Raw genomic sequence first — 23,486 nt, forward strand, 5'->3', positions numbered from 1 at the left:
GCGGTTGTTGCATGTGAAGGACACTCGTCTTGTCATAAGATGTCAGACATCTTGTCTTGATATATAATCGTCTTGTCCTCTTCCCAATCCAGATATCTCCATGATCCCTTCGCAGCGCAAACCCCGCAACCTGGCACAAGGCGTCGTCGAACAGATCAGCAGCAGTATTCGCCAGGGCGTGCTCAAGCCGGGCGAGAAGCTGCCGACCGAATCGTCGATGATGTCCCAGCATGGGGTCAGCCGCACGGTGGTGCGCGAGGCGATTTCACACCTGCAGGCCTCGGGCCTGGTGCAGACCCGCCACGGCATCGGCACCTTCGTGCTGGAACCCGTGCCGCAGTCGGGCCTGGGCATCGATGCCGAGAGCATCCTGACCCTGCGCGACGTGCTCGCCATCCTGGAGTTGCGCATCGGCGTCGAGACCGAAACCGCCGGCCTGGCCGCCGCGCGCCGCAGCGACGAACAGGTGCGGGAGCTGGGCGCAGCGCTCGGCGAGATGCACGAGGCGATGGCGGTGGGCCGCTCGGCGGCGGAGGCCGACCGGCGTTTCCACCTGCTGATCGCGCAAGCCACCGGCAACCGTTATTTCGCCGACATCCTGACCCAGCTGGGTCACGCCATCATCCCGCGTGCACGCCTGAACACGGTGGAGCTGGAGCAGGACAAGCCCGCCAATTTCAACGAGCGCGTCAGCCGCGAGCACGACGACATCTTCCGCGCCATCGAACGGCGCGATCCGGAGGCCGCGCGCGCGGCCATGCGTACCCACCTGTCCAATAGCCGCGAACGCTTGGTGCAGGCGCAGCACCGTATCGAGTCGATGATCAATTAAAAAAATTTGAAATTTGTGCTTGCGGGGTCATCCGTTCAGTTGTACGATGACATACAACTTAGCAGCACATCTCACCCATCACTGTCTTGGAGACTCTGTAATGCAACCACTCGAACTACAAAAAGTCCTGTCGCACGGCCTGCTGTCCTTCCCAGTTACCGACTTCGATGCACAAGGTGACTTCAATCCGGCCGGCTACCGTTCCCGCCTCGAGTGGCTGGCACCGTACGGCGCGACCGCGCTGTTCGCCGCCGGCGGCACCGGTGAATACTTCTCGCTGCACGGCGAGGAATACAGCCAGATCGTCAAGACCGCGGTCGACACCTGCGCCGGCAGCGGCGTCGCGATCCTGGCAGGCTGCGGCGGCCCGACCCGCACCGCCATCGCCCACGCACAGGAAGCCGAGCGCCAGGGCGCGCAGGGCCTGCTGCTGCTGCCGCACTACCTGACCGAATCCAACCAGGACGGCCTGATCGCCCACGTCGAAGCGGTGTGCCGCTCCGTGAAGATCGGCGTGGTCGTGTACAACCGCGCTGCCTGCCGCCTGAGCGCGGATTCGCTGGCCAAGCTGGCCGACCGCTGCCCGAACCTGATCGGCTTCAAGGACGGCATCGGCGACATCGAACTGATGGTGTCGATCTATCGCAAGATGGGTGACCGCTTCAGCTACCTGGGCGGCCTGCCGACCGCGGAAGTGTATGCCGGCGCCTACAAGGCCCTGGGCACCCCGGTGTACTCGTCGGCCGTGTTCAACTTCGTGCCGCAACTGGCGATGGACTTCTACCACGCCACCGTCGCCGGCGACACCGCCACCACCAACCGCATGCTGGACGAGTTCTTCCTGCCTTACCTGGAGATCCGCAACCGCAAGGGCGGCTACGCCGTCAGCATCGTCAAGGCCGGCGCCCGCGTGGTCGGCCATGGCGCAGGTCCGGTGCGTCCGCCGCTGACCGACCTGACCCCGGCAGAAGACGAAATGCTGCTGGAACTGATCAAGAAACAAAAGAACGCGGTATAAGCCATGCAGATCACTGGTGAAATGATCATCGGCAGCCAACTCGTCCGCGGCAGCGCGGGCGAGGTGCAAGCCTACAACCCGTCCACCCGCGCCGAGATCGCACCTGGCTTCGGCCAGGCCACCGGCGCCGACGTGGAACGCGCCTGCGAACTCGCAGCCGCCGCCTTCGATCCCTATCGCGCCCTGCCGCTGGAGCAGCGCGCCCGCTTCCTGGAAGCGGTGGCCGAGCAGATCCTGGCCATCGGTTCGGCCCTGATCGAACGCGCCCAGCAGGAAACCGGCCTGCCGCAAGCCCGCCTGGAAGGCGAGCGCATGCGCACCGTGAACCAGCTGCGCCTGTTCGCGAAAGTGGTGCGCGACGGCCGCTTCCTGGGCGCGACCATCGATACCGCGCTGCCGGAACGCACCCCGCCGCGTCCCGACCTGCGCCTGTCCAAGATCGGCCTCGGCCCGGTCGTGGTCTTCGGCGCCAGTAACTTCCCGCTGGCCTTCTCGGTCGCGGGCGGCGACACCGCCTCGGCACTGGCAGCAGGCTGCCCGGTCATCGTGAAGGCGCACGGCGCCCACCTCGGCACCTCGGAACTGGTCGGCCGCGCCGTCCAGCGCGCGGTCGCCGAGTGCGGCCTGCCGGAAGGCGTGTTCTCGATGATCTTCGGCGACGGCCGTACCGTCGGCCAGCAGCTGGTCAGCCACCCGGCCATCAAGGCGGTCGGCTTCACCGGCTCGCGTGGCGGCGGCACCGCGCTGATGCGCACCGCAGCAAGCCGTCCGGAACCGATCCCGGTCTATGCCGAGATGAGCAGCGTGAACCCGGTGTTCTTCCTGCCGGCCGCGCTGGAAGAAGGCGGCGCCGCGCTGGCGAACGGCTTCGTCGACTCGCTGACGCTGGGCGTCGGCCAGTTCTGCACCAACCCGGGCCTGGTGTTCGCGGTCAAGGGCGCGGCACTGGACGCCTTCACTGCAGCGGCGACCACCGCGCTGGCAGGCAAGGGCGCCGGCACCATGCTGACCGCCGGCATCCATGACGCCTACAACAGCGGCATCGCGCGCTTCGGCGCCACCTCGGGCGTGCGCCTGGTGGCCCAGGGCAGCACCGAAGGTATCGGCTGCGCCGCCCAGGCAGCGCTGTACGAATGCGAAGCCGCCGACTTCCTGTCCAACCCGGACCTGCAGGACGAGGTCTTCGGCCCGGCCGCGCTGGTCGTGCGTTTCGACAGTGCCGAGCAGTTGCTGCGGGCAGCCGAGCAGCTGCACGGCCAGCTGACCGCGACCGTGCACGTGAAGCCGGCCGACCATCCGCTGGCGGCGCGCCTGCTGCCGGTGCTGGAGCGCAAGGCGGGCCGTGTGCTGTTCAACGGCTTCCCGACCGGCGTCGAAGTGTCGCATGCGATGGTCCACGGCGGCCCGTTCCCGGCCACCAGCGACAGCCGCAGCACCTCGGTGGGCGCGAGCGCGATCGACCGCTTCCTGCGTCCGGTGTGCTACCAGAACCTGCCGGAAGGCTTGCTGCCGGAAGCACTTCGCGACGACAATCCACTGCGCCTCGCACGCGTGCTGGACGGAGATTTGAAAGTCGCAGAGTAATGTGGGGGGCGCTACGGCGCCCCCTTTGTATCCCATCGCACCACCAGCCGGGGGAGACACCGGCTGTTTCATTTGAAGAGAACTGATCCCATGAATCAGCAAGTCATGAGCATGAGCCCAGAGCAAGCCTCCGGGCACACCTCCACGGTAGGCAAATACCGCTGGACCATCTGCGCCCTGCTGTTCTTCGCTACCACCATCAATTACCTCGACCGCCAGGTCCTGAGCCTGCTCGCGCCGCTGCTCACCAAGGAATTCGGCTGGTCGAACACCGACTACGCCAACATCACGGCGGTGTTCCAGTTCGTCTACGCGATCTCGATGCTGTTCGCCGGCCGCGTGATCGACCGCCTCGGCACCAAGCGCGCCTTCATCCTCGCGATCGTGGTGTGGTCGATCGGCGCCATCGCGCACGCCTACGCGATCGGCATCGGCACCGCCGTCAACAGCGTGTTCACCACCCTCGGCCTGGCCGCGGTACCGGTCTCGATCATCGGCTTCATGGTGGGCCGTGCGGTGCTGGCGATCGGCGAGGCGGGCAACTTCCCGGCCGCGATCAAGGCCACCGCCGAGTACTTCCCGAAACGCGAGCGTTCCTTCGCCACCGGCATCTTCAACTCCGGCGCCAACGTCGGCGCGATCCTGGCGCCGCTGACCGTGCCGCTGATCGCCGAATTCTGGGGCTGGCAGGCCGCCTTTATCATGGTCGGCGCCATCGGCTTCCTCTGGATGGGCATCTGGATCTGGCTGTACGACACGCCGGACCGCCAGAAGCGCCTCAGCGCGGGCGAACTGGCCTACATCAACAGCGACAGCGCACCCGTGGACGCCAGCCCGGCCGCGGCAGCGGCCAAGCCGAAAGCCTCCTGGTTCAAGCTGCTCGGCTACCGCCAGACCTGGGCCTTCGCCTTCGGCAAGTTCATGACCGACGGCGTGTGGTGGTTCTTCCTGTTCTGGCTGCCGAAGTACATGTCGGCCCAGTACGGCCTCACCGGCCCGGAAATGGTCGTGCCGCTGGCGGTCCTGTACAGCATGACGATGGTGGGTTCGATCGGCGGCGGCTGGCTGCCGACCTGGTTCATCGACCGCGGCCACAGCATCTACCAGGGCCGCATGCGCGCCATGTTCACCATCGCCCTGTTCCCGCTGGTGGTGCTGCTGGCCCAGCCGCTCGGCTACCTGGGCTTCTGGTTCCCGGTGATCCTGATCGGCATCGGCGCCTCGGCCCACCAGGCCTGGTCGGCCAACCTGTTCACCACCGTCTCCGACATGTTCCCGAAACACAGCGTCGGCTCGGTGGTCGGCATCGGCGGCATGGCCGGCGGCCTGGGCGGCGTGCTGCTCACCAAGCTGGGCGGCTGGCTGTTCGACTACTACGGTGCCCAGGGCCACCTGGAGACCGGCTACCTGATCATGTTCTCGATCTGCGCGCTGGCCTACATGGTCGCCTGGCTGGTGATGAAGGCCCTGGTGCCGGCACACCGCGAGATCACCGACCTGTAATGGCGATGGAGATCATCCGACTCGAGGGCGTGCACTGCGCCACCGGCGAGAGCCCGACCTGGAACGCGCTCGAAGGGGCGTGGTACTGGGTCGACATCCCGGCGCGCCGCGTCTGGCGCATGGAGCATGCCGGCGGCGCGCTGCGCCACTGGGAAGCGCCGGAGATGGTGGCCTGCGTGGCCGCCGCCTCTGACGGCAGCCTGGTGGCCGGCATGGAGACCGGCATCTTCCGCCTGCAGCTGGGTGGAGACGGCAAGGCCGAGGCCACACGCCTGGCGGCGCCTTCGGGCGACGCGCTGGGCCAAGGCATGCGCTTCAACGACGGGCGCTGCGACCGCCAGGGCCGCTTCTGGAGCGGCACCATGTTCATGGACATGGGCGCGGCGCGCGCGGTCGGCGGCTTGTACCGCTACAGCGCCGACGGCGAGCTGCACGGCCCGGTCGTCAGCAATATGCTGACCCAGAACGGCCTGGCCTGGTCGCCCGACGGCCGCACCATGTACCTGTCGGATTCGCATCCGCAGTGCCGCACGGTGTGGGCCTTCGACTATGACATCGAGCAGGGGATCCCGCACAACAAGCGGGTCTTCCTCGACCTGACCGGGCAGAAGGGCCGCCCCGACGGCGCCGCGGTCGATGCCGACGGCTGCTACTGGACCTGTGCCAACGACGCCGGCCTGGTGCAGCGCTTTACCCCGGACGGGAAGCTGGACCGCGAGATCGCGCTGCCGATGGCCAAGCCCTCGATGTGCGCTTTCGGCGGCCCGGCGCTCGACACCCTGCTGGTGACCTCGATCGATCCGGGCATCGGTGGCGACGCTGGCTCGGTGGTGATGTTGCGCCCGGGCGTGCAGGGTGTGGCGGAAACGCCGTTCGGCGCCGGCCGCTGACATCGACTTTCCGGCTTTCAGGCAGTAAGCTGTCGCGATTTCGTGAACGGTTTGCCTGGAATGCTGAAAGATGTCTGGTAATAGTAGTGATGCAATAAAACCAGCGGCGGCGCGCATGCCGCCGCTGCCCACCCTCGCCGCCACCCCCGAAGAGGAAGCCGCCCGCCGCCTGGCGCAGGAAGAGCGCGATGCGGCGGTGCGCGGTGTCGTCTCGATTCCCGCGATGCGCGAGGCCGTCAAGCGCACGGCACGCGCACTCCCCTCGATCTCCGAAGTGCCCCGCACGGGCCCCTTGAGTGCCGCGGTGTTCCAGCAGCGCGCCGAGCAGGGCCTGCCTTTCCTGATGAGCGGCCTGGTCGGGCGCTGGCCCCTGTGCGACCTTCCGCCGCAGGTCCTGTGCGACCGCTACAGCGAACTGCGGGTGCGGGCCCGCACCGGCGACTACATCAACAATGCCTTCCGCGCCGACCGTCCGATGCAGGACATGTCGATGCGCGAGTACCTGGAACTGGTGGCCTGCGGCAGCGGCGCATTGCCGCCTCCTTATGTCGGCAACCTCGAACTGCGTGAGCTGAACAGCCTGTGCCACTGGCCGACGTATTTTCGCAAGATGGGGCCGCCGCGCTTCTGGCTCGGCCCCACCGGCACGGTGACGCCCCTGCATTGCGACTTCGACGACAACATCTTCGCCCAGATCTGGGGGACCAAGCGCATCTTCCTGGTGCCGCCCCACCACGATGCCTACCTGTACGTGCGCGAAGCCAACCCGGTGCTGTTCGGATCGCCCGTCGATCCGGAAGCGCCCGACTTCGAGCGCTTCCCGCTGGCGCGCCAGGCCAACATGATCGAGTGCATCGTCCAGCCGGGCGAGCTGCTGTACGTGCCGGCCGGCTGGTACCACCAGGTGCGTGCGCTGAGTTTTTCGCTGTCCGCGAACCGCTGGGCGCGCGGCGTGCCGCTGGCGCTGCACGACGATCCCTCGGTGCGCCGCTAGTGGACGGTGCGCGCGTACTGGGCGAAATGCTCGGCGCTCAGCGCATGCTGGTAGAGAAAGCCCTGGTAGATGAAGCAGCCGGCGTCCGATAAAAACTGGCGCTGCCCCGGTGTCTCGACGCCCTCCGCGATCACCTGCAGGCCCAGGCTCTCGCCCAGCGCGATGATCGAGCGCACGATCGAGGCGTCGTTCTGGTCGGTCAGCACGTCGCGCATGAAGGACTGGTCGATCTTGAGCTGGTCGAGCGGCAGCTTGCGCAGGTAGGCCAGCGAGGAGTAGCCGGTGCCGAAGTCGTCCAGCGAGAAGCTGATGCCGCGCCGCTTGAGCGTGGCCATGGTGCGCGCGGTCTGGGTGAAGTCGCTCACCACCAGGCTTTCGGTCAGCTCGAGCTTGAGGCTGGAGGGCTGGACCCCGGTCTCTTCGAAAATCTGCTGCAGCATCGGTACGAAATCCGGCTCGATGAACTGGCCGGCGCTGACGTTGACCGACAGCGTCAGTCCGGCCGTGTCCGGGTAGCGCTGCCAGCGCGCCAGCTCGGCGCAGGCGGTGCGCAGCACCCAGCGTCCGATGTCGATGATCAGGCCGCTCTCTTCGGCGGCCCGGATGAACTCCGCCGGATACAGCAGCCTGCCGTCCGGCAGGCGCCAGCGCAGCAGCGCCTCGGCCCCGATCACCCGGCTGCTGCGATCCAGCTGCGGCTGGTAATGCAGGACGAACTCCTCGTCGCGCAGCGCGCGCCGCATCGCACTCTCCAGCTCGGCGCGGGCCGACCATGCGGCCTGCACTGCCGGGTCGTGGAAACGGTAGGTATTGCGTCCGCAAGCCTTGGCCTGGTACATCGCGGCGTCGGCCTGGCGCAAGGTCGATTCGACCGTGTCCACGGTGCCGCACATCGTGGTCACGCCGACGCTGACCGATACCGAATACATCATGTCGGCCAGCTGGAAGGGCGCCGCCATCGCGGCCACCACCTTGGCCGCTACCGTCTCGGCCTGGGCCGCGGCGCCTTCGCGCGTGTCGTCCCCTGGTTGGATCAGGATCACGAATTCATCGCCGCCGAGGCGCGCCACCATGTCGGCCTCGCGCACGCAGTGTTCGAGGCGGCGCGCCACCGCCTGCAGCAGCATGTCGCCGGCCGCATGGCCCTGGGAATCGTTCAGGTACTTGAAGTTGTCGAGGTCGCAGAACATCAGGGCGCCGCACTTGCGCGTGCGCGCGCTGCCCAGTAGGGCGCGGCGCAGGTGGTCGAGCAGGCTGGCACGGTTCGGCAGGTCGGTCAGCGGGTCGAAGAAGGCGAGGTGGTAGATCTTCGCTTCGTTGTGCTTGCGCTCGCTGATGTCGGTGCTGATCACCAGGATCTTCTGCGGCCCGCCCGCTTCGCGGTCGGCTGCCAGCAGGGTCCAGCGGGTGTCGGTCTCGATGCAGACGCCGTCGCGTCGCAGGTGCGACAGCTCGCCGCTCCACTCTCCGTTCGCGAGGGTGTTCTCGTAGGCGGCATGGTAGGCCGGCAGGTTTTCGCACAACAGCTCGGAAAATTTCTTGCCGCGCGCCTCGGTTCCACTCCAGCCGTAGAGCCGTTCGGCGCCATTGTTCCAGTAGGTGATGCGCGAATTCAGGTCCATCGCGATGATGGCATCGCGCGCCTGCTGCAGATAGGAAGCCTGCTCGTGCACCAGCATGTTTGCATTGCGCAGCTGGGTGTAGTCGAACAGGAAGCCTTCGAGCAGATGGCCATCACTTCCCGGCATGGCGGCGCCTTGTTCGAACACCCACTTGGTCTCGCCGTTGGCGCAGCGAATGCGGTAGGTCAGCTGGTAGGAGCGGCCTTGTTGAACGGCCAGGTTGACGCCGCGTTCGACGGGAAGCCGGTCCTCGGGATGGATGATGCCGGCGAAGCTGATGCCGGGACGCGCCAGGAAAGCCGCGGCGGAATAGCCGGTCAGCCGCTCGATGCCCTCGCTGGCGAATTCCATCGTCCAGTCACTGTCGACGCGGCAGCGGTAGGCCGCACCGGGCAGGTTTTGAAGCAGCCGTTCGAGCGACATCACATGGGCGTCGCTGACTGCGTGCGATTGCGGTCCGTCAAGAGCGCTCATGCGGCCTCTCGAAGTGGTCTAGGAACTTATAGATTTAGTTATGCAATGCCAGTAACCATGGTAGCGCAAAACTGCACCGTATTGACGCCGCGCGATTGAAATTCGAAAAGAATGTTGTAGTTGGGCTAGCGCCCGCAAGACAGAGCGCGCCGCTGGGCAGCGGCGCGCCTGGAGAGATCAGAACGCGGCGATGCCGGTCTGGGCACGGCCGAGAATCAGCGCGTGGATGTCGTGGGTGCCTTCGTAGGTGTTGACCACTTCGAGGTTGACCATGTGGCGCACGATGCCGAACTCATCCGAGATACCGTTGCCGCCCAGCATGTCCCTTGCGGTGCGGGCAATGTCCAGCGACTTGCCGCAGGAATTGCGCTTCATGATCGAGGTGATCTCGACGGCGGCAGTGCCTTCGTCCTTCATGCGGCCCAGGCGCAGGCAGCCCTGCAGGCCGAGGGTGATTTCGGTCTGCATGTCGGCCAGCTTCTTCTGCACCAGCTGGTTGGCGGCGAGGGGCTTGCCGAACTGCTTGCGGTCCAGCACGTACTGGCGCGCGGTGTGCCAGCAGTCTTCGGCCGCGCCCAGCGCGCCCCAGGCGATGCCGTAGCGCGCCGAGTTCAGGCAGGTGAACGGGCCCTTCAGGCCGCGCACCTCCGGGAAAGCGTTTTCTTCCGGGCAGAACACCTCGTCCATGACGATCTCGCCGGTGACCGAGGCGCGCAGGCCGAACTTTCCGTGGATGGCAGGGGCGCTCAGGCCCTTCCAGCCCTTTTCCAGCACGAAGCCGCGGATGGCGCCTTCATCGTCCTTGGCCCAGACCACGAACACGTCGGCGACCGGCGAGTTGGTGATCCACATCTTGGAACCGGTCAGCGAGTAGCCGCCCTCGACCTTGCGCGCGCGGGTGACCATCGAGCCCGGGTCGGAGCCGTGGTTCGGCTCGGTCAGGCCGAAGCAGCCGATCCATTCGCCGGTGGCCAGTTTCGGCAGGTATTTCTGTTTGGTTTCTTCATTGCCGAACTCATAGATCGGCACCATCACCAGTGAGGACTGCACGCTCATCATCGAGCGGTAGCCGGAGTCGACGCGCTCGACTTCGCGCGCGATCAGGCCGTAGGCCACGTAGTTCAGACCGGGGCCGCCGTACTGTTCCGGGATGGTCGGACCGAGCAGGCCGAGTTCGCCCATCTCGCGGAAGATCGCGTTGTCCATGCGCTCGTGGCGGAAAGCCTCGAGGATGCGCGGCTTCAGCTTGTCCTGGCTGTAGGCCGCGGCGGCGTCGCGCACCATGCGCTCCTCGTCGGTCAGCTGGCTGTTCAGCAGCAGCGGGTCATCCCAGTGGAAAGCGGCTTTGCGGGGCGAATCGGAATGGCTCATGGATCTTCCTGTCTCGGTGGGTTTTTTCACAAAACGAAGGCGTGCACCCGTCCCTGGGGCGCGCCATAGCCTGCCCATTATAGGAATGACGCAGCGCCGCATCTTTTGAATCTGCGACAGGCATTTTCATTTTTGCCCGGTTGGCAAGCCCTGCTTCATTGTGTAAAAGATACCGCTTGCGCCAGGCCGGCATTGCGCAGGCGCAGCATGTCCCTGGTCGGCGCAGAACCGAAATGGCGCGCGTACTCGCGGCTGAATTGCGAGGGGCTGGCATAGCCGACGCGCTGGCAGGCCAGGCCGGCATCCATGCCGCTCGACAGCATCAGGCGGCGCGCTTCCTGCAGGCGCAGCGTCTTCTGGAATTGCAGCGGGCTCATCGAGGTCAGCGACTTGAAATGCTCGTGCAGCGATGAGGCGCTCATGTGCGCCAGCGCGGCCATGTGCTCGATGCGGATCGGCTGGTCGTAATGGCGGCGGATCCAGTCGACCACCTTGCCGATCCGGTGCGATTCGATCCGCCCGAGCTGGGCCAGGCGGGCGCCGAACGGGCCGCGCAGCAGGCGCAGCACGATTTCGTCGATCGCCAGCGGCGCCAGCAGGGCGGCTTCCTCGGGCTGGCCGGCCAGGGCCACCAGGCGGGCGGCGGCATCGACAATGGCCTCGCCGGCCTGCGCCACATAGACGGCACGCTTGTCGGCGACGGCCGGCACCCCGTCCGGGTAGGCTTTCAGGATCAATTCCGCCAGGCGTTCCTGGTCGAAGTCGAGACGAAAGGACAGGTAGGGAGCCGCCACGCTGGCCTGCCGGATCATGGCGGCGATCGGCAGGTCGAGCGAGAAGATCATCATGCGCGACGGGTCGTACTCGTAGGACTCCTCGCCCAGCATGACGGTCTTGGCGCCCTGGGCCACGATGCACAGGGCAGGGCGGTGCAGGCCGTGCACCAGCTCGGCGCTGCTGGTGGAGGCACGGATGGCATGTACCCCGGGAATGCAGGTCTCGAAGGAACCGTCCTGGGGCGCGTTGGCGGCAAGCAGCCGCGCCAGCCGCGCGAGCGGCGTGGCTGGCTGCATGGCAGGCTGGGCGCCGGCGAGGATGGGAAACTGGGGCGAGTTCATGGCTCGATCGCAGGATACACCAGTCCACCCCAAGGCGCTCAGGAGGCGTGGTCGGTCGAGGACGACAGCGCGGCCATGCCGTTCAGCTCGCTCAACCTGGCGTCGATCGCTGTCCTCGCCATGACGAGTGCATCGCTGCCGGCCAGGAATTGCCTGGGCGGATTTTCCATACCGGCCAAGCGCAGCACGGCGGCGGCGAGTTTGGCAGGATCGCCCAGCTGCTTGCCGTGGTAGGCGCCATAGGCGTTCTCGACCGAGCCGTGCATGGCATAGTCCTCGATCACTTTCTGGCCGTAGCGGACCGAGGACTGGTCGAGGAAGTCGGTGCGGAAGAAGCCCGGCTCGACGGTGGTGAGCCTGATGTCGAACTTGGCCAGTTCCAGCGCCAGCGAGGCGGACAGGCCCTCGATCGCGTACTTGGTGGCGCAATAGACCGAGGCCCCGTCGAAGCCGGTGACGCCGGCGATCGAGCTGATGTTGATGACATGGCCGGCACGCTGGCTGCGCAGCACCGGCAGGGCGGCGCGCAGCACGTGCATGACGCCGAACACGTTGACGCCGAATTGCTGCTCGATCTCGGCCGGGGACAATTCCTCGAAGTTGCCCAGCAGGCCGTAGGCCGCGTTGTTGACGAGCACGTCGATGCGGCCGAAGCGCGCGACGGCGGCCTGGATCGCGGCCGGCGCCTGTTCCTGCCTGGCGACGTCGAGCTCGACCAGCGCGACCCGGGCCGGGTCGACCGAGGCGAAGCTGGTCTTCAGTTGTTGCAGGCTGCGGGCCGCCGCCACGACGTGGTCGCCGGCGGCGATGGCTGCGTGGGCGATTTCTGCGCCGATGCCGCGACCGGCGCCCGTGATGAACCAGACTTTAGGCATTTCTCTTCTCCAGGTTATGCCGCTGGGAGCGGCGTTGAGGTGAAGAGAATGGTAAGGCGCGGCTGGCGGCTGGACTTGCCTGAAAATCCGACAACTGGCGCGATCCTCGCCGGATGCAGTCCTATTCGGTTGCGCCGAATCGTCCGCCGTGGAACAGCAGGGCCGACTGCGGATGGACCGCGCATTCCTCGACTTCGCCGACAAAGATGACGTGGTCGCCTTCGGGATAGCGGCTGCGGTTGTGGCATTCGAACCAGGCCGAGACGCCCTTCAGGATCGGCTGGCCGGTACGCGACAGTTCGTAGTCGACGCCGTCGAAGGGATTCTCGATGCTGCGGCGCGAAAAGCGCAGCGCCAGTTCCTGCTGGCCGGCGGCCAGCACATTGATGACGTAGTGCGAGTTGCCGCTGAAGATGGGCAGGCTGTTGGCGCCGGCCCCCAGGCTCCACAGGACGAGCGGAGGCTCGAGCGAGACCGAGTTGAAGGAGCTGGCGGTCAGCCCGCGGAAAGAGCCGTCGGCAAGGCGCGTGGTGATGACGGTGACACCGGTGGCGAATTGCGACAGCGCATGGCGAAAATGCGCCGAATCGAAACCGCGCGTCGTGGCGCGGGGAGCACGTGTATTCATTGGACCGCCATTATGCCACTGTCGGGGCATTGGCCGGTTCCGCATCCTGCATTCACTGCAAGAAAGCCTGCTTTGCGTTACATTAAGTACCATCAAAACTGACGAACCAAGGTGTGCGATGAGCGAGCAATCAAGGAGCGAGGTAGCCATCCTGGGCGGCGGATGCTTCTGGTGCCTGGAGGCGGTCTACCTGGAAGCGCGCGGCGTGACGCGCGTGGAATCGGGCTATATGGGCGGCCAAGTCGTCAACCCGACCTACGAGCAAGTGTGCTCGGGAACTACCGGCCACGCCGAGGTGGTGCGGGTGGAGTTCGACCCGTCCGTGATCAGCTACCGCGACATCCTCGAGGTCTTCTTCACGATCCACGACCCGACCACGCCTGACCGCCAGGGCAACGACGTCGGTCCCCAGTACCGCTCGGTGATCTTCACCACCTCGCCGGAGCAGGAAGCCACGGCGCGCAAGGTGATGGCCGAGATGGCGGCGGTGTGGGACGCGCCGATCGTGACCCAGTTGCTGCCGCAAGAGACCTGGTACAAGGCCGAGGACTACCACCAGAATTATTTCGCGCAGCATCCGCTGCAGGGATATTGCGCCTTCGTGGTGGCGCCGAAGGTGGCAAAGTTCCGCAAGACCTTCAGCGAGCGCCTCAAGTAGGGTACATGTAACGGCGCGACCACGGCAGCTGTTCCACACTCCCATCCGCCTTCCCGCACACGATCTGGTAGAGGCTGATCCTGCCATGCGCGAAGGCATACGCGCAGCCGGCCAGGTACAGGTGCCAGATCCGGAAGTGCTTCTCGTCCGTCAGCGTCCGGATGTGCTCGGCGTTGTTCTCGACATTGTCGGTCCAGAGCGCGCAGGTCCTGGCGTAATGGCGCCGCAGGTTCTCGACGTCGCGTACTTCCAGCCCGCCTTCCTGCATCGCCCGCACCACGGTGGACAGGTGGGCCAGCTCGCCGTGCGGGAAGACGTACTGGTCGATGAATTCGCCGCCGCCATAGGGCGTGGCGCCGTTGTCGACATTGGTGGTCGTGATTCCGTGGTTCATCGCCACGCCGCCCGGCGCCAGCAGCCCGTTGAGGCGTGAAAAATACCCGGGCAGTTGCTGCACGCCGACGTGCTCGAACATGCCGACGCTGGTGATGCGGTCGTACTCGCCGTCGACGTCGCGGTAGTCCTGCAGGCGGATCTCGACCTGTCCCTGCAGGCCCGCGCGTTCGACCCGCTCGCGCGCAAGCCCCGCCTGGTTCTCCGACAGCGTGACGCCGATGCAGCGCGCGCCGAAGGCCTGCGCGGCGCGCAGCACCAGCGCGCCCCAGCCGCAGCCGATGTCGAGGAGCAGCTGGCCGGGCCGCAGGTCGATCTTGCGCAGGATGTGGTCGATCTTCTTCTGCTGCGCCGTGGCCAGGTCTTCGCTGCCGTTCTCGAAGTAGGCGCAGGAATACACCATGCCAGGGTCGAGCCAGGCCGCGTAGAAGTCGTTCGAGACGTCGTAGTGGTAGCGGATCGCCTCGGCGTCGGTCTGGCGGGTGTGCGGGGCAGCGCGGCGCAGCAGCTCGCCCAGGCGGCTGCGTCCCTTGTCGAGGCTGGCGGCCAGGGTATTGCCGACGTTGATGATGTCGGCGGCGCGGCCCTTGATGTCGATCGCGCCCTCGACGTAGGCGCGTCCGAGGTTGTACAGCGAGGGCGAGCGCAGGTAGCGCAGGGCGGAGCGGTCGGGGACGCGGATGGTCACGCGCGGATCCGGCGAGAACTCGATTTGCCGGCCGTCCCAGAGCTCGACCCGCAAGGGCAGGGACAGTTTGTCACGCAGGCCCGCACTCCAGGCCGACAGCATCATCTGTTCGAACACGGCTACCTCCGGCATTCACGGCCGGCATGCGCGTGATGAACCGCTTGCGCGGTAGCCGGCCTAAGGTTGCAAGCGCAGGCGGGTCCAGCTGCCGTCTTCCTGCCGCTCGTAGACGATGCGGTCGTGGAAGCGGGAGCGGCGTCCCTGCCAGAATTCCAGGCGCTCGGGCACGAGGCGGAAACCGCCCCAGTTTTCCGGACGCGCCGGTTCTTCACCGGCCTGCCGTGCCACGGCTTCGTAATTCTGTTCCAGCTCGGCACGGCTGCCGATCGGAGCGCTTTGGTGCGAGGCGATGGCCGACAGGCGGCTTTTCAGCGGCCGGCTGCGGAAATACCGGTCGCTTTCCTCGCTCGAGGTGCGCTCTACTCGTCCTTCGATGCGAACCTGACGTTCGAGTTCGCTCCAAAAGAATAACAAAGCTGCGTATTGATTATCCTCCAACTCCTGGCCTTTGCGGCTGTCGTAGTTGGTGTACCAGGTGAAGCCGCGCTCATCGAACTGCTTGACCAGCACGATGCGCGAACTCGGGCGGCCGTTGGCGGCCACCGTGGCCACCGACATGGCGTTCGGCTCGTTCACCTCGGCCTTCAGGGCCTGCTCGAACCACTGGGTGAACTGGAGCATCGGGTCGTCCAGCACCTCGTCTTCGTTCAGGCTGGCCTGGCCGTAATCCTTGCGCAGGTCGGCCACGGCCTGGCCGACCGAGGGCGGCGGGCTGGCCTCGGCGCCGATGCCGCGCCGGCGCTGCATCGCCTTGCCGAGTTGCGCCATCTGTTCCGGGCTGAACAGCCGCAGCGCCATCGGCGCCATCGTGCTTTCCTCGCGCTCCATGTGGGCCAGGTAGCGCTGGCTGAAACGCTGTACCGCGCTGGCCGACAGGCTTGCCGCCTGGCCCTCCGCGATGGCGCTCAGTTGCTCATGCAAATCCTGCCACAGCGCGTCCATCTCCTTGTGGTCCTGCAGGATCACCGGCGCCAGCGCCTGCAGCGTGGCGGCGTCGTCGCCTTGCGCCACCGCGCGCAGCATCGGGATCAGGTCCTGTTCCTCGTCGTCGTGGTGCAGGTGGGCCGCTTTCTCGAAGTAGTTCAGCACCGCGCGCGCCGCCTGGCGCGCCTGCTCGTCGGCGCCGAATTCAGGCAGGTGGGCGAGCAGCTTGTCGAGGGTCGCCAGCTGCTTGCGGATGCGTCCGTGGCAATGCTTGAGGACGGCAATCGGCTGGTCGAAATCGGGGGCAGTGTCGTGGAGGTTCAGAGTCATTGGCGTTTTGTTGACACACGAGAAGAATTTGATTGACTAGGAGCTATTTTAGTGCAGACGCGCAAGCGAGGTCCGTTAAAATGGCGGGATGAATCTGACTGACACCCCCACTCTTGCAGCCTCCCTGGACGACGAAGTCGACTTTGCGCGCCGCTTCGGCGGGATTGCGCGCCTCTACGGCGAGCGTGCGCTCGAACGCTTCCGTGCGGCGCACGTTTGCGTGATCGGTGTCGGCGGCGTCGGCTCCTGGATCGTCGAGGCGCTGGCGCGCAGCGCCGTCGGCCACCTGACCCTGATCGACCTCGACAACGTGGCCGAATCGAACATCAACCGCCAGCTGCAGGCACTCACCTCGACCGTCGGCATGCCGAAGATCGAGGCGCTGAAGCAGCGCATCGCCCAGATCAACCCGTTCTGCCAGGTGACCCTGGTCGAGGACTTCATCGATCCGGAGAACATCGAGACGATGATCGCCGGTAAAGGTTTCGACTACGTGGTCGACGCCATCGACGGCGTCAAGTCGAAGGCGGCCCTGATCGCCTACTGCAGCGCCAACAAGCTGCCGCTGGTCGTGATCGGCGGCGCCGGCGGCCAGACCGATCCGACCAAGATCGAAATACGCGACCTGGCCCGCACCGAACAGGAGCCGCTGCTGAAGAAGGTACGCAAGATCCTGCGCGCCCAGTACGGCTTCGCCAAGGGCGAAAAAAACAAGTACCACATCGACGCCGTGTTCTCGATGGAACCGCTGCGCTATCCCGAGAGCGGCGATGCCTGCGCGGTGGATCCGAACAGCATCACCGGCCTGAACTGCGCCGGCTTCGGCTCGAGCATGGTGGTCACGGCCACCTTCGGCATGGTGGCGGCCGGCCACCTGCTGCGCAAGCTGGCGGACGCCGCAAATGCCGAGACCTTGGCCGAGGCCAAACCTGTTGCTCACATGCAAACTGTGCAAGCGGAAGAGGCCTTGCTATCATAGGATCAGTTATTGATCACTTTGATGGAAGAGCCCACATGATCCGTCGTACCGCATTCGCCGCCCTGATGCTGGTGGCCACCGCTGCTGCCGCCCAGGATACCGCCGCCCAGCAGCAGGACGCCTCCAAGCCCACCACCCAGCCTGCGCCCGAGCAGCAGACCGTGCCGCAGGCCACCCAGCCGCAAAGCGTCCCGCCGCAAGCCGAGCCGGCGATCCCGGTGCCGCCGCCGCCCCAGGTCGAGATCATCGACCGCGTGGTCGGCAAGGGCAAGGAAGCCACCGTCGGCAGCAAGGTCCTGGTCCACTACACCGGCTGGCTGCACAAGCCGCTGGCGCCCAAGCAGCGCGGCAAGAAATTCGATTCCTCGCTCGACCGCGGCGACCCGCTCGAGTTCCAGCTCGGTGCCGGCATGGTCATCAAGGGTTGGGAGCAGGGCGTACAGGGCATGAAGACCGGCGGCAAGCGCACCCTGATCATCCCGAGCGCGCTGGCCTACGGCAAGCGCGGCGCCGGCGGCATGATCCCGCCCGATGCCGACCTGATCTTCGACGTGGAACTGATGAACGTGAAGTAAGTCCAAAGTCAACTCACCGGAGACCGGCATGCGCATCGCGAACGACGTTACTGAACTGATCGGCAACACTCCTCTCGTACGAATCCGCAGGCTGGCGCCGAAGGCAGGCGCCGAGATCCTCGGCAAGCTGGAGTTCCACAATCCCGCGCACAGCGTGAAGGACCGCATCGGCCTGGCCATGATCGAGGCCGCCGAGCGGGCCGGGATGATCAAGCCGGATACCATCATCGTCGAACCCACCAGCGGCAACACCGGCATCGCGCTGGCGATGGTGTGCGCCGCGCGCGGCTACCGCTGCAAGCTGGTGATGCCCGAGACCATGAGCAATGAACGGCGCATGCTGCTGCGCGCCTACGGCGCCGAACTGGTGCTCACGCCGGGCAGCGAAGGCATGCTGGGCGCGATCCGCCGTGCCGAGGAGCTGGTGGCCTCCGATCCGCGCTGCTTCATGCCGCAGCAGTTCAACAATCCGGCCAACCCGGAAGTCCACCGCAACACCACGGCCGAGGAAATCTGGCGCGACACCGACGGCCGCGTCGACATCCTGGTGGCCGGCGTCGGTACCGGCGGCACCATCACCGGTGTCAGTGAAGTGATCAAGGCGCGCAAGCCGGGCTTCCAGGCGATCGCCGTGGAGCCGGAAGCTTCTCCCATGCTGTCCAAGGGGACCAAGGGTCCGCACCCGATCCAGGGCATCGGCGCCGGCTTCGTGCCGGCGGTGCTGAATACCGGCGCCTACGACGAAGTGATCACCGTGAAGAACGAGGACGCCTTCGAAACCGCCCGCGCCGCGGCGCGCGAGGAAGGGCTGTTGGTCGGGATTTCGTCGGGCGCCGCCCTGTGGGCGGCGATGCAGGTGGCGCAGCGGCCGGAGAATGCGGGGAAGATGATCGTGACGATCATTCCCTCGTTTGGGGAGCGGTATTTGAGTACGGCCTTGTACGCCAACCTGGCGGGCTAAACGCTGGCGCTATCACTGCTCTTCAGCATTGGGTCCCGGCCTGCGCCGGGACGACGTTCTAGAGCAGGTGGGTAGAGACGGTTCCACCTTTTAGCCCGCACCCTGAGCACGTCGTCCCGGCGAAGGCCGGGACCCAAGTTCGTCGCGTCCCGTTACCGCGAACCTTCAGTGCGCATGCGCATGATCATGGTCGTGATCATGATCATGTCCCTCCAGCGCGCAATCATGATGCGTCGTCCCTTCCTCCACCTGCAGCGTGCAGTGGTGGATCCCGAAATCGCTCCTCAGCTTCGCCACCATCTCGTCCAGCACCCGGTCTCCCGGATAGCCGCCCGGCATCACCACGTGCGCCGTCAGCGCGTTCTCGGTCGTGCTCATCGCCCAGATGTGCAGGTCGTGCACTTCCTTCACGCCCGGCTGGGCGGCCAGGTAGCCCTGCACCGCGCCGACATCGATACCGGGCGGCACCGCCGCCATCGACAGCTGCACCGATTCGCGCAGCAGCGACCAGGTGCCGAGCACGATCACGAGCACGATCAGCAGGCTCACCGCCGGATCGATCCAGGTCCAGCCGGTGCCCATGATGACCAGCCCCGAGATCACCACGCCCAGCGACAGCGCCGCATCGGCTGCCATGTGCAGGTAGGCGCCGCGCACGTTCAGGTCGCCCTTGCTGCCGGCCATGAACAGCCAGGCCGAGAAGCCGTTGATCACGACCCCGATCGCCGCGACGATCGACACCGTCATGCCCTGCACCGGCGCCGGCTCGGCGAAGCGCTGCACCGCTTCCCAGGCGATGGCGCCGCAGGCCACCATCAGCAGCAGGCCGTTGGCCAGCGCCGCCAGGATCGACGAGCCGCGCAGGCCGTAGGTGTAGCGGCCCTTGGGCGCGCTCCTGGCCAGCACCGCCGCACCCCAGGCCAGCATCAGGCCGAGCACGTCGGACAGGTTGTGGCCGGCGTCCGCCATCAGCGCGGTGGAGTGGGCGATGAAGCCGTATACGAATTCGATGGCCACGAACAGCGCGTTGACGCCGATCGCCAGCGCGAAGGCGCGGCCGTTGCCGGCCGGGTCGGGCATGGGGTGATGGTGGTGTCCAAAGCCGTGATGGTGATCGTGATCGTGGTGGTGGTCGTGGCTCATGCATCGATTCCGTTGGCTGGTTCGGCGATGTGCTCGAACATGTTGGAGAGCAGGCTGCTGATGTGGGCGTCGGCGGCCGAGTAGAAGACCTGCTTGCCCTGGCGCTCGGCCTTGACGATGCGGGCGGCGCGCAGCAGGCGCAGGTGGTGGCTGACCAGTGAACTGGACAGGTCGAGGGAGGTGGCGATGTCGCCCACCGCGGTCGGCTGCGCCAGGCAGGCCAGCACGATGCGCAGGCGGGTGGCGTCGCCGAGCAGGTGGAACAGGTCCGCCAGCTCTTCCACGGCACCCGGGGCGTAGACGGATTCGAGATTGTTCATTATTTAACATGTGAAGACTTGTTCACATGTTATGCGAAATGCTCGCGTCCGGCAAGTGCCGATGACATGTTGAATGATCCCTGGCATCCGGATTACCACTTAGGCAAGGTGTACTTCCAAAAAATGAAGAACAAGTTGCCTTTATTCCGTCTACCCGGCGTGAACGCTGTCATGAGCGATAGACGGCCGACTTCAGCGGACATCAAGGGAAACGCTCCGGGAATCGGCAGGTAGCGCCTCACATCATGGCGTGCCGTAATGAATGCAGTGTACCCAACATGAAATGATGCTTCGCCCACTCGGGCAAGCGGATAAAGCCGGGCATAGCCCACAACCGGCTCAACTTTAAAATGCGAATCCTTGAAAGCCATCGCATAGAGGCCGTGCCATCCGCCCTGTGCATCTTTGAAGCTGCGGCCATAGCCCAGGCCGTAAGTGTTCTCGTTGAAGGACGCCACCATCCCTGGGCTGTAAGCGCGCCGGATGTGGTGCGTGTGCAGCGGCAGATAAATATCGGTATCGCCCTCATTCCAGATGCGTGCGAACTCTGAAACGACGGCGCTTTTGAACGAAGAGTTCGTCTCTGATTCTGCGGCGAACACCTGCGCTGTGCCACTCATGGCGAGAAGCACGGCAAGCAACAGTCGGTTCATCGAGACTGACCGAGGCATATTTACTCTGCGCGGCGCGGCAACTGCCCATCGCTGTCGCGCACTTCCGCCTCGCCCAGCCCCAACGGCTGCAGCTGCGGCAGGATCCGCTTGCGGTCGCCCACGGCCACCACGACCATCCGCTCCGGCACCAGGTACTTGCGCGCCGCGGCCTGCGCCTGCACCGCGGTGACGCTGGCCAGCTGGGCGGGCAGGCGGGCGTAGTAATCCGGCGGCAGGCCGTAGACGAAGATCTCGGCCAGGCTGGCGCCGATGTCGGCATTGGTCTCGAACGCCCCCGGTAGCGACAGTACCTGGGCGTCGCGGGCTGCCGCCAGCTCGGCGGGCGGCAGCGGCGTGCTGCGGATCGCCTCCAGCTCGCGGAAGATCTCGCGCGCCGAAGCGCCGGTGGCATCGCGCTGCACGCTGCCGGCGATGACGAAGGGCCCCGGCGTACGGTCGTAGCGGAAGTAAGAATGGATACCGTAGGTATACCCCTTGGTCTCGCGCAGGTTGTTGTTGAGTCGGCTGGAGAACATGCCGCCGAACGCGCCGTTCATCACTTGCAGCGCCGGGAAATCGGCGGTATCGCGGGCCACGCCGATGGCGGCCACGCGCAGCGCGGTCTGGACCGCGCCCGGCTGGTCGACCAGCACCAGGCGTGCGCCCGTGCCCGCCGGCTCGCCCGGCCCGCCCTCGGGCGCCTCGGCGCGCGGCCAGGCCGCGAAGCGCGCTTCCACCAGCGCCTTCAGCTCGCCGCGCGAGATGTCCCCCGACACCACCAGCGCGGCATTCTCCGGCACGTAGTGGCGGCGCCAGAAGTTCACCAGGTCGTCGCGCGTCACGGCGCGGATCGCCGGCTCGGTGCCGAGCTGGCCATAGCCCTTGGGGTGCCGGCTGCCGTACAGGGCGCCGAGCGCGGCCACCGCCGCCACGGTTTCGGGATCGTCGCGCTGCTGGATCAGTTCTCCGATGCGGTCGGCGCGCTGGCGCTCGACTTCCGCCGTCGGAAAGGCCGGACGCAGCACGATGTCGGCCATCACGTCGAGCGCCTGGGCGAAGGTCGCGCGCAGCGCCAGCAGCGACACGGTGGAGGCGTCCGCGCCGCTGCCGGTCTCCAGGAAGGCGCCGAGCTGCGCGATCTCGTCGGCGATCTGCGGCGCGCTGCGCGTGGCCGTGCCTTCTTCGAGCATCTGCGCCGTGAAGCCGGCCAGGCCGGGCAGGGCGGCGGGATTGGCGGCGCTGCCGCTGCGCACCACCAGCTGGCTCGATACCAGGGGCAGGCCGGGCTTGTGGTGGTGGATCACGGTCAGGCCGTTGGCCAGCTTGAAGGACTCGCCCTCGGGCAGCGTGAAGTGCGGCGCCGGGCCGGCCTTCGGCTGCTTGGCGCGCCAGGGTTCGGGGGTATTGCTCCCCGCGCCGATCGGCGCCGTCTTGCCGCTACCCCTCGCCTTCGGCAGGCGCGGATCGTCGATCACCGGTTTGCCGGGCAGGCCGGTGACCACGGCGCGGGCCTGATTGCGCAGGTAAGTGCGTACGGCGCGCTGCACGTCGGCCGGGGTGATGCGGCGCAGGCGCTCGACGTCCTTGGCCAGGTAACCGGGGTCGCCCGTGTACAGGTTGTAGTGGTTCAGCTGGTCCGCCAGCCCGTCGCCGCCGAGCTTTTCGATGGAACTCAGGAGCGCGGTCTCGATGCTGTTGCGGGCGCGCTCGACTTCGCGCTGCGAGGGACCGTGCTCGCGCAGCTGATTCAGCTCGGCATCGACCGCCGCTTCGAGCTCGCGCGCTTCGACCCCGGGACGCGCGGTGACGTCGATGATGAAGGTCGAGGCCAGGCCCTGGGAATTCTGGCTGGCGTCCACCTCCTGCGCGATCTGGCGCTCGTAGACCAGCTTCTTGTACAGACGGCTCGCCTTGCCGCCGCCCAGGATTTCCGCGGCCACCGCCAGCTCGGCGTCGCCGGGCTGGAAGGCCGGCGGCGTGAGCCAGCCCATGAACACGCGCGGCAGCTCGACGCGGTCGTGCACGACGACCCGGCGCTCGGCCGTGATCGGCGGCGTCGCCACGCTGGGGCGGGCCACCAGCGGGCTGCGCTTGAAACTGCCGAAATAGCGTTCGACCAGGGCCCGCGTCTTCACTTTATCGATGTCGCCGGCGATGACGATGCTGGCGTTGTTCGGCCCGTAGTAGCGCGCGAAGAACTGGCGCACGTCGTCCAGCTTCGCGTTCTGGATGTCGGCATGCGAGCCGATGATCGAGGCGTGATAGGGATGGCCCTTGGGGAACAGCGCATGCGCCAGCGCTTCCTCCACCAGGCCGTAGGGCTCGTCCTCGACGGTCTGGCGGCGTTCGTTGCGCACCACGTCCTGCTGGTTGCTGAGCGCCTTCTGGTCGAGCACGTCGAGCAGGTAGCCCATGCGGTCGGCGTGCACCCACAGCGCCAGCTCCAGCTGGTTCGAGGGCACGGTGTCGTAGTAGCTGGTGCTGTCGTAGCCGGTGCCGCCATTGCTGTCGGTCGCGCCCGCACCCTCCAGCAGGCGGTCGGCCATGCCGCGCGGGATGTGGCGCGTCGCCGAGAACATCATGTGTTCGAACAGGTGGGCGAAGCCGGTCAGCCCGGGGACTTCGTTGGCCGGACCGACGTGGTACCAGATGTTCACGGCCACGATCGGCAGGCGCCGGTCTTCGACCAGGATCAGCTGCAGGCCGTTGGCCAGCACGGTTTTTTCAAAAGCGACGGTGGGCAGTGGCGCCTGGACGGATGGGGCGCCGGCAGGCGTGGCAAGGGTAGTCATCATCAGGATAAGAACAAGGAGCCGGAAGAATTTCATGGGGT

21 protein-coding genes are annotated in these 23,486 nt (G+C 66.4%); 10 read left to right on the forward strand and 11 right to left on the reverse strand.

Translation table 11 applies throughout. The features are described from left to right. Positions 1–100 precede the first annotated feature (100 nt). The 6 genes from ACSQ25_RS02420 (at position 101) to ACSQ25_RS02445 (ending at position 6,821) form a co-directional block, all read left to right on the forward strand. Entirely contained in the window at positions 101–832 is a 732-nt protein-coding gene (locus ACSQ25_RS02420; protein WP_436104121.1) for a FadR/GntR family transcriptional regulator, read from the forward strand. Between the two features lie 100 nt (positions 833–932). Next, positions 933–1,850, forward strand: coding sequence for a 5-dehydro-4-deoxyglucarate dehydratase (gene kdgD, locus ACSQ25_RS02425; protein ID WP_436104122.1), 918 nt, complete (start codon positions 933–935; stop codon positions 1,848–1,850). Between the two features lie 3 nt (positions 1,851–1,853). Continuing rightward, positions 1,854–3,434: an aldehyde dehydrogenase (NADP(+)) gene (locus ACSQ25_RS02430; protein WP_436104123.1), complete on the forward strand. Its 1,581-nt coding sequence runs from the start codon at positions 1,854–1,856 to the stop codon at positions 3,432–3,434. A gap of 90 nt (positions 3,435–3,524) precedes the next feature. Further along, positions 3,525–4,937 carry an MFS transporter gene (locus ACSQ25_RS02435; protein WP_436104124.1) on the forward strand — a complete coding sequence of 471 codons (1,413 nt, stop codon included), beginning with the start codon at positions 3,525–3,527 and terminating at the stop codon, positions 4,935–4,937. Positions 4,938–4,942: 5 nt separating this feature from the next. Next, positions 4,943–5,827, forward strand: coding sequence for an SMP-30/gluconolactonase/LRE family protein (locus ACSQ25_RS02440; protein WP_436104125.1), 885 nt, complete (start codon positions 4,943–4,945; stop codon positions 5,825–5,827). A 115-nt stretch (positions 5,828–5,942) separates the two neighbouring features. Further along, the gene (locus tag ACSQ25_RS02445) at positions 5,943–6,821 is read left to right on the forward strand and encodes a cupin-like domain-containing protein (RefSeq protein WP_436104126.1); all 879 of its coding nucleotides are present in this window, start codon (positions 5,943–5,945) and stop codon (positions 6,819–6,821) included. On the opposite strand, the gene ACSQ25_RS02450 is transcribed toward ACSQ25_RS02445, so the two are convergent. The 5 genes from ACSQ25_RS02450 to ACSQ25_RS02470 all read right to left on the reverse strand — a co-directional run bounded on the left by ACSQ25_RS02450 (position 6,818) and on the right by ACSQ25_RS02470 (position 12,909). Continuing rightward, a complete protein-coding gene (locus ACSQ25_RS02450) occupies positions 6,818–8,917 on the reverse strand; it encodes a putative bifunctional diguanylate cyclase/phosphodiesterase (RefSeq protein WP_436104127.1) in 2,100 nt (699 codons plus the stop codon). The genes ACSQ25_RS02445 and ACSQ25_RS02450 overlap by 4 nt on opposite strands. Before the next feature lie 177 nt (positions 8,918–9,094). Then, on the reverse strand, positions 9,095–10,288 hold the full coding sequence (locus ACSQ25_RS02455; protein WP_436104128.1) for an acyl-CoA dehydrogenase: 1,194 nt from the start codon (positions 10,286–10,288) through the stop codon (positions 9,095–9,097). 155 nt (positions 10,289–10,443) lie between these two features. Then, positions 10,444–11,406, reverse strand: coding sequence for an AraC family transcriptional regulator N-terminal domain-containing protein (locus ACSQ25_RS02460; RefSeq protein WP_436104129.1), 963 nt, complete (start codon positions 11,404–11,406; stop codon positions 10,444–10,446). A 38-nt stretch (positions 11,407–11,444) separates the two neighbouring features. Further along, on the reverse strand, positions 11,445–12,281 hold the full coding sequence (locus ACSQ25_RS02465; protein WP_436104130.1) for an SDR family NAD(P)-dependent oxidoreductase: 837 nt from the start codon (positions 12,279–12,281) through the stop codon (positions 11,445–11,447). 121 nt (positions 12,282–12,402) lie between these two features. Continuing rightward, positions 12,403–12,909 carry a flavin reductase family protein gene (locus ACSQ25_RS02470; RefSeq protein ID WP_436104131.1) on the reverse strand — a complete coding sequence of 169 codons (507 nt, stop codon included), beginning with the start codon at positions 12,907–12,909 and terminating at the stop codon, positions 12,403–12,405. A 118-nt stretch (positions 12,910–13,027) separates the two neighbouring features. Between ACSQ25_RS02470 and msrA the strand changes: the two genes are divergently transcribed. Then, the gene (msrA, locus tag ACSQ25_RS02475) at positions 13,028–13,567 is read left to right on the forward strand and encodes a peptide-methionine (S)-S-oxide reductase MsrA (RefSeq protein ID WP_436104132.1); all 540 of its coding nucleotides are present in this window, start codon (positions 13,028–13,030) and stop codon (positions 13,565–13,567) included. Here msrA and ACSQ25_RS02480 read toward each other — a convergent pair. Together ACSQ25_RS02480 and pdxH are read right to left on the reverse strand one after the other, a co-directional pair. Further along, positions 13,560–14,765 carry a class I SAM-dependent methyltransferase gene (locus ACSQ25_RS02480; RefSeq protein WP_436104133.1) on the reverse strand — a complete coding sequence of 402 codons (1,206 nt, stop codon included), beginning with the start codon at positions 14,763–14,765 and terminating at the stop codon, positions 13,560–13,562. The genes msrA and ACSQ25_RS02480 overlap by 8 nt on opposite strands. Positions 14,766–14,825: 60 nt before the next feature. Then, positions 14,826–16,022 carry a pyridoxamine 5'-phosphate oxidase gene (pdxH, locus tag ACSQ25_RS02485; protein ID WP_436104134.1) on the reverse strand — a complete coding sequence of 399 codons (1,197 nt, stop codon included), beginning with the start codon at positions 16,020–16,022 and terminating at the stop codon, positions 14,826–14,828. Between the two features lie 88 nt (positions 16,023–16,110). Here pdxH and tcdA point away from each other — a divergent pair, with 88 nt between their 5' ends. The 3 genes from tcdA to cysK are packed head-to-tail and all read left to right on the forward strand — an operon-like array spanning position 16,111 to position 18,537. Beyond that, positions 16,111–17,001, forward strand: coding sequence for a tRNA cyclic N6-threonylcarbamoyladenosine(37) synthase TcdA (gene tcdA, locus ACSQ25_RS02490; RefSeq protein WP_436104135.1), 891 nt, complete (start codon positions 16,111–16,113; stop codon positions 16,999–17,001). A 35-nt stretch (positions 17,002–17,036) separates the two neighbouring features. Further along, entirely contained in the window at positions 17,037–17,576 is a 540-nt protein-coding gene (locus ACSQ25_RS02495) for an FKBP-type peptidyl-prolyl cis-trans isomerase (RefSeq protein WP_436104136.1), read from the forward strand. 28 nt (positions 17,577–17,604) lie between these two features. Further along, entirely contained in the window at positions 17,605–18,537 is a 933-nt protein-coding gene (gene cysK / locus ACSQ25_RS02500; protein WP_436104137.1) for a cysteine synthase A, read from the forward strand. Between the two features lie 165 nt (positions 18,538–18,702). Here the strand turns inward: cysK and ACSQ25_RS02505 are convergent, their stop codons facing one another. The 4 genes from ACSQ25_RS02505 to ACSQ25_RS02520 form a co-directional block, all read right to left on the reverse strand. Then, a complete protein-coding gene (locus tag ACSQ25_RS02505; protein ID WP_436104138.1) occupies positions 18,703–19,680 on the reverse strand; it encodes a cation diffusion facilitator family transporter in 978 nt (325 codons plus the stop codon). Further along, on the reverse strand, positions 19,677–20,000 hold the full coding sequence (locus tag ACSQ25_RS02510; RefSeq protein ID WP_436104139.1) for an ArsR/SmtB family transcription factor: 324 nt from the start codon (positions 19,998–20,000) through the stop codon (positions 19,677–19,679). The genes ACSQ25_RS02505 and ACSQ25_RS02510 overlap by 4 nt, the downstream gene beginning before the upstream one ends. 92 nt (positions 20,001–20,092) lie before the next feature. Beyond that, positions 20,093–20,653 (reverse strand): lipid IV(A) palmitoyltransferase PagP, encoded by a 561-nt coding sequence (pagP, locus tag ACSQ25_RS02515; RefSeq protein WP_436104140.1) that lies wholly within the window; start codon positions 20,651–20,653, stop codon positions 20,093–20,095. Between the two features lie 20 nt (positions 20,654–20,673). Further along, a complete protein-coding gene (locus ACSQ25_RS02520) occupies positions 20,674–23,481 on the reverse strand; it encodes a M16 family metallopeptidase (RefSeq protein WP_436104141.1) in 2,808 nt (935 codons plus the stop codon). Positions 23,482–23,486 lie beyond the last annotated feature (5 nt).

Source organism: Massilia sp. LjRoot122, assembly GCF_964252725.1.
Lineage (GTDB): Bacteria > Pseudomonadota > Gammaproteobacteria > Burkholderiales > Burkholderiaceae_D > Telluria.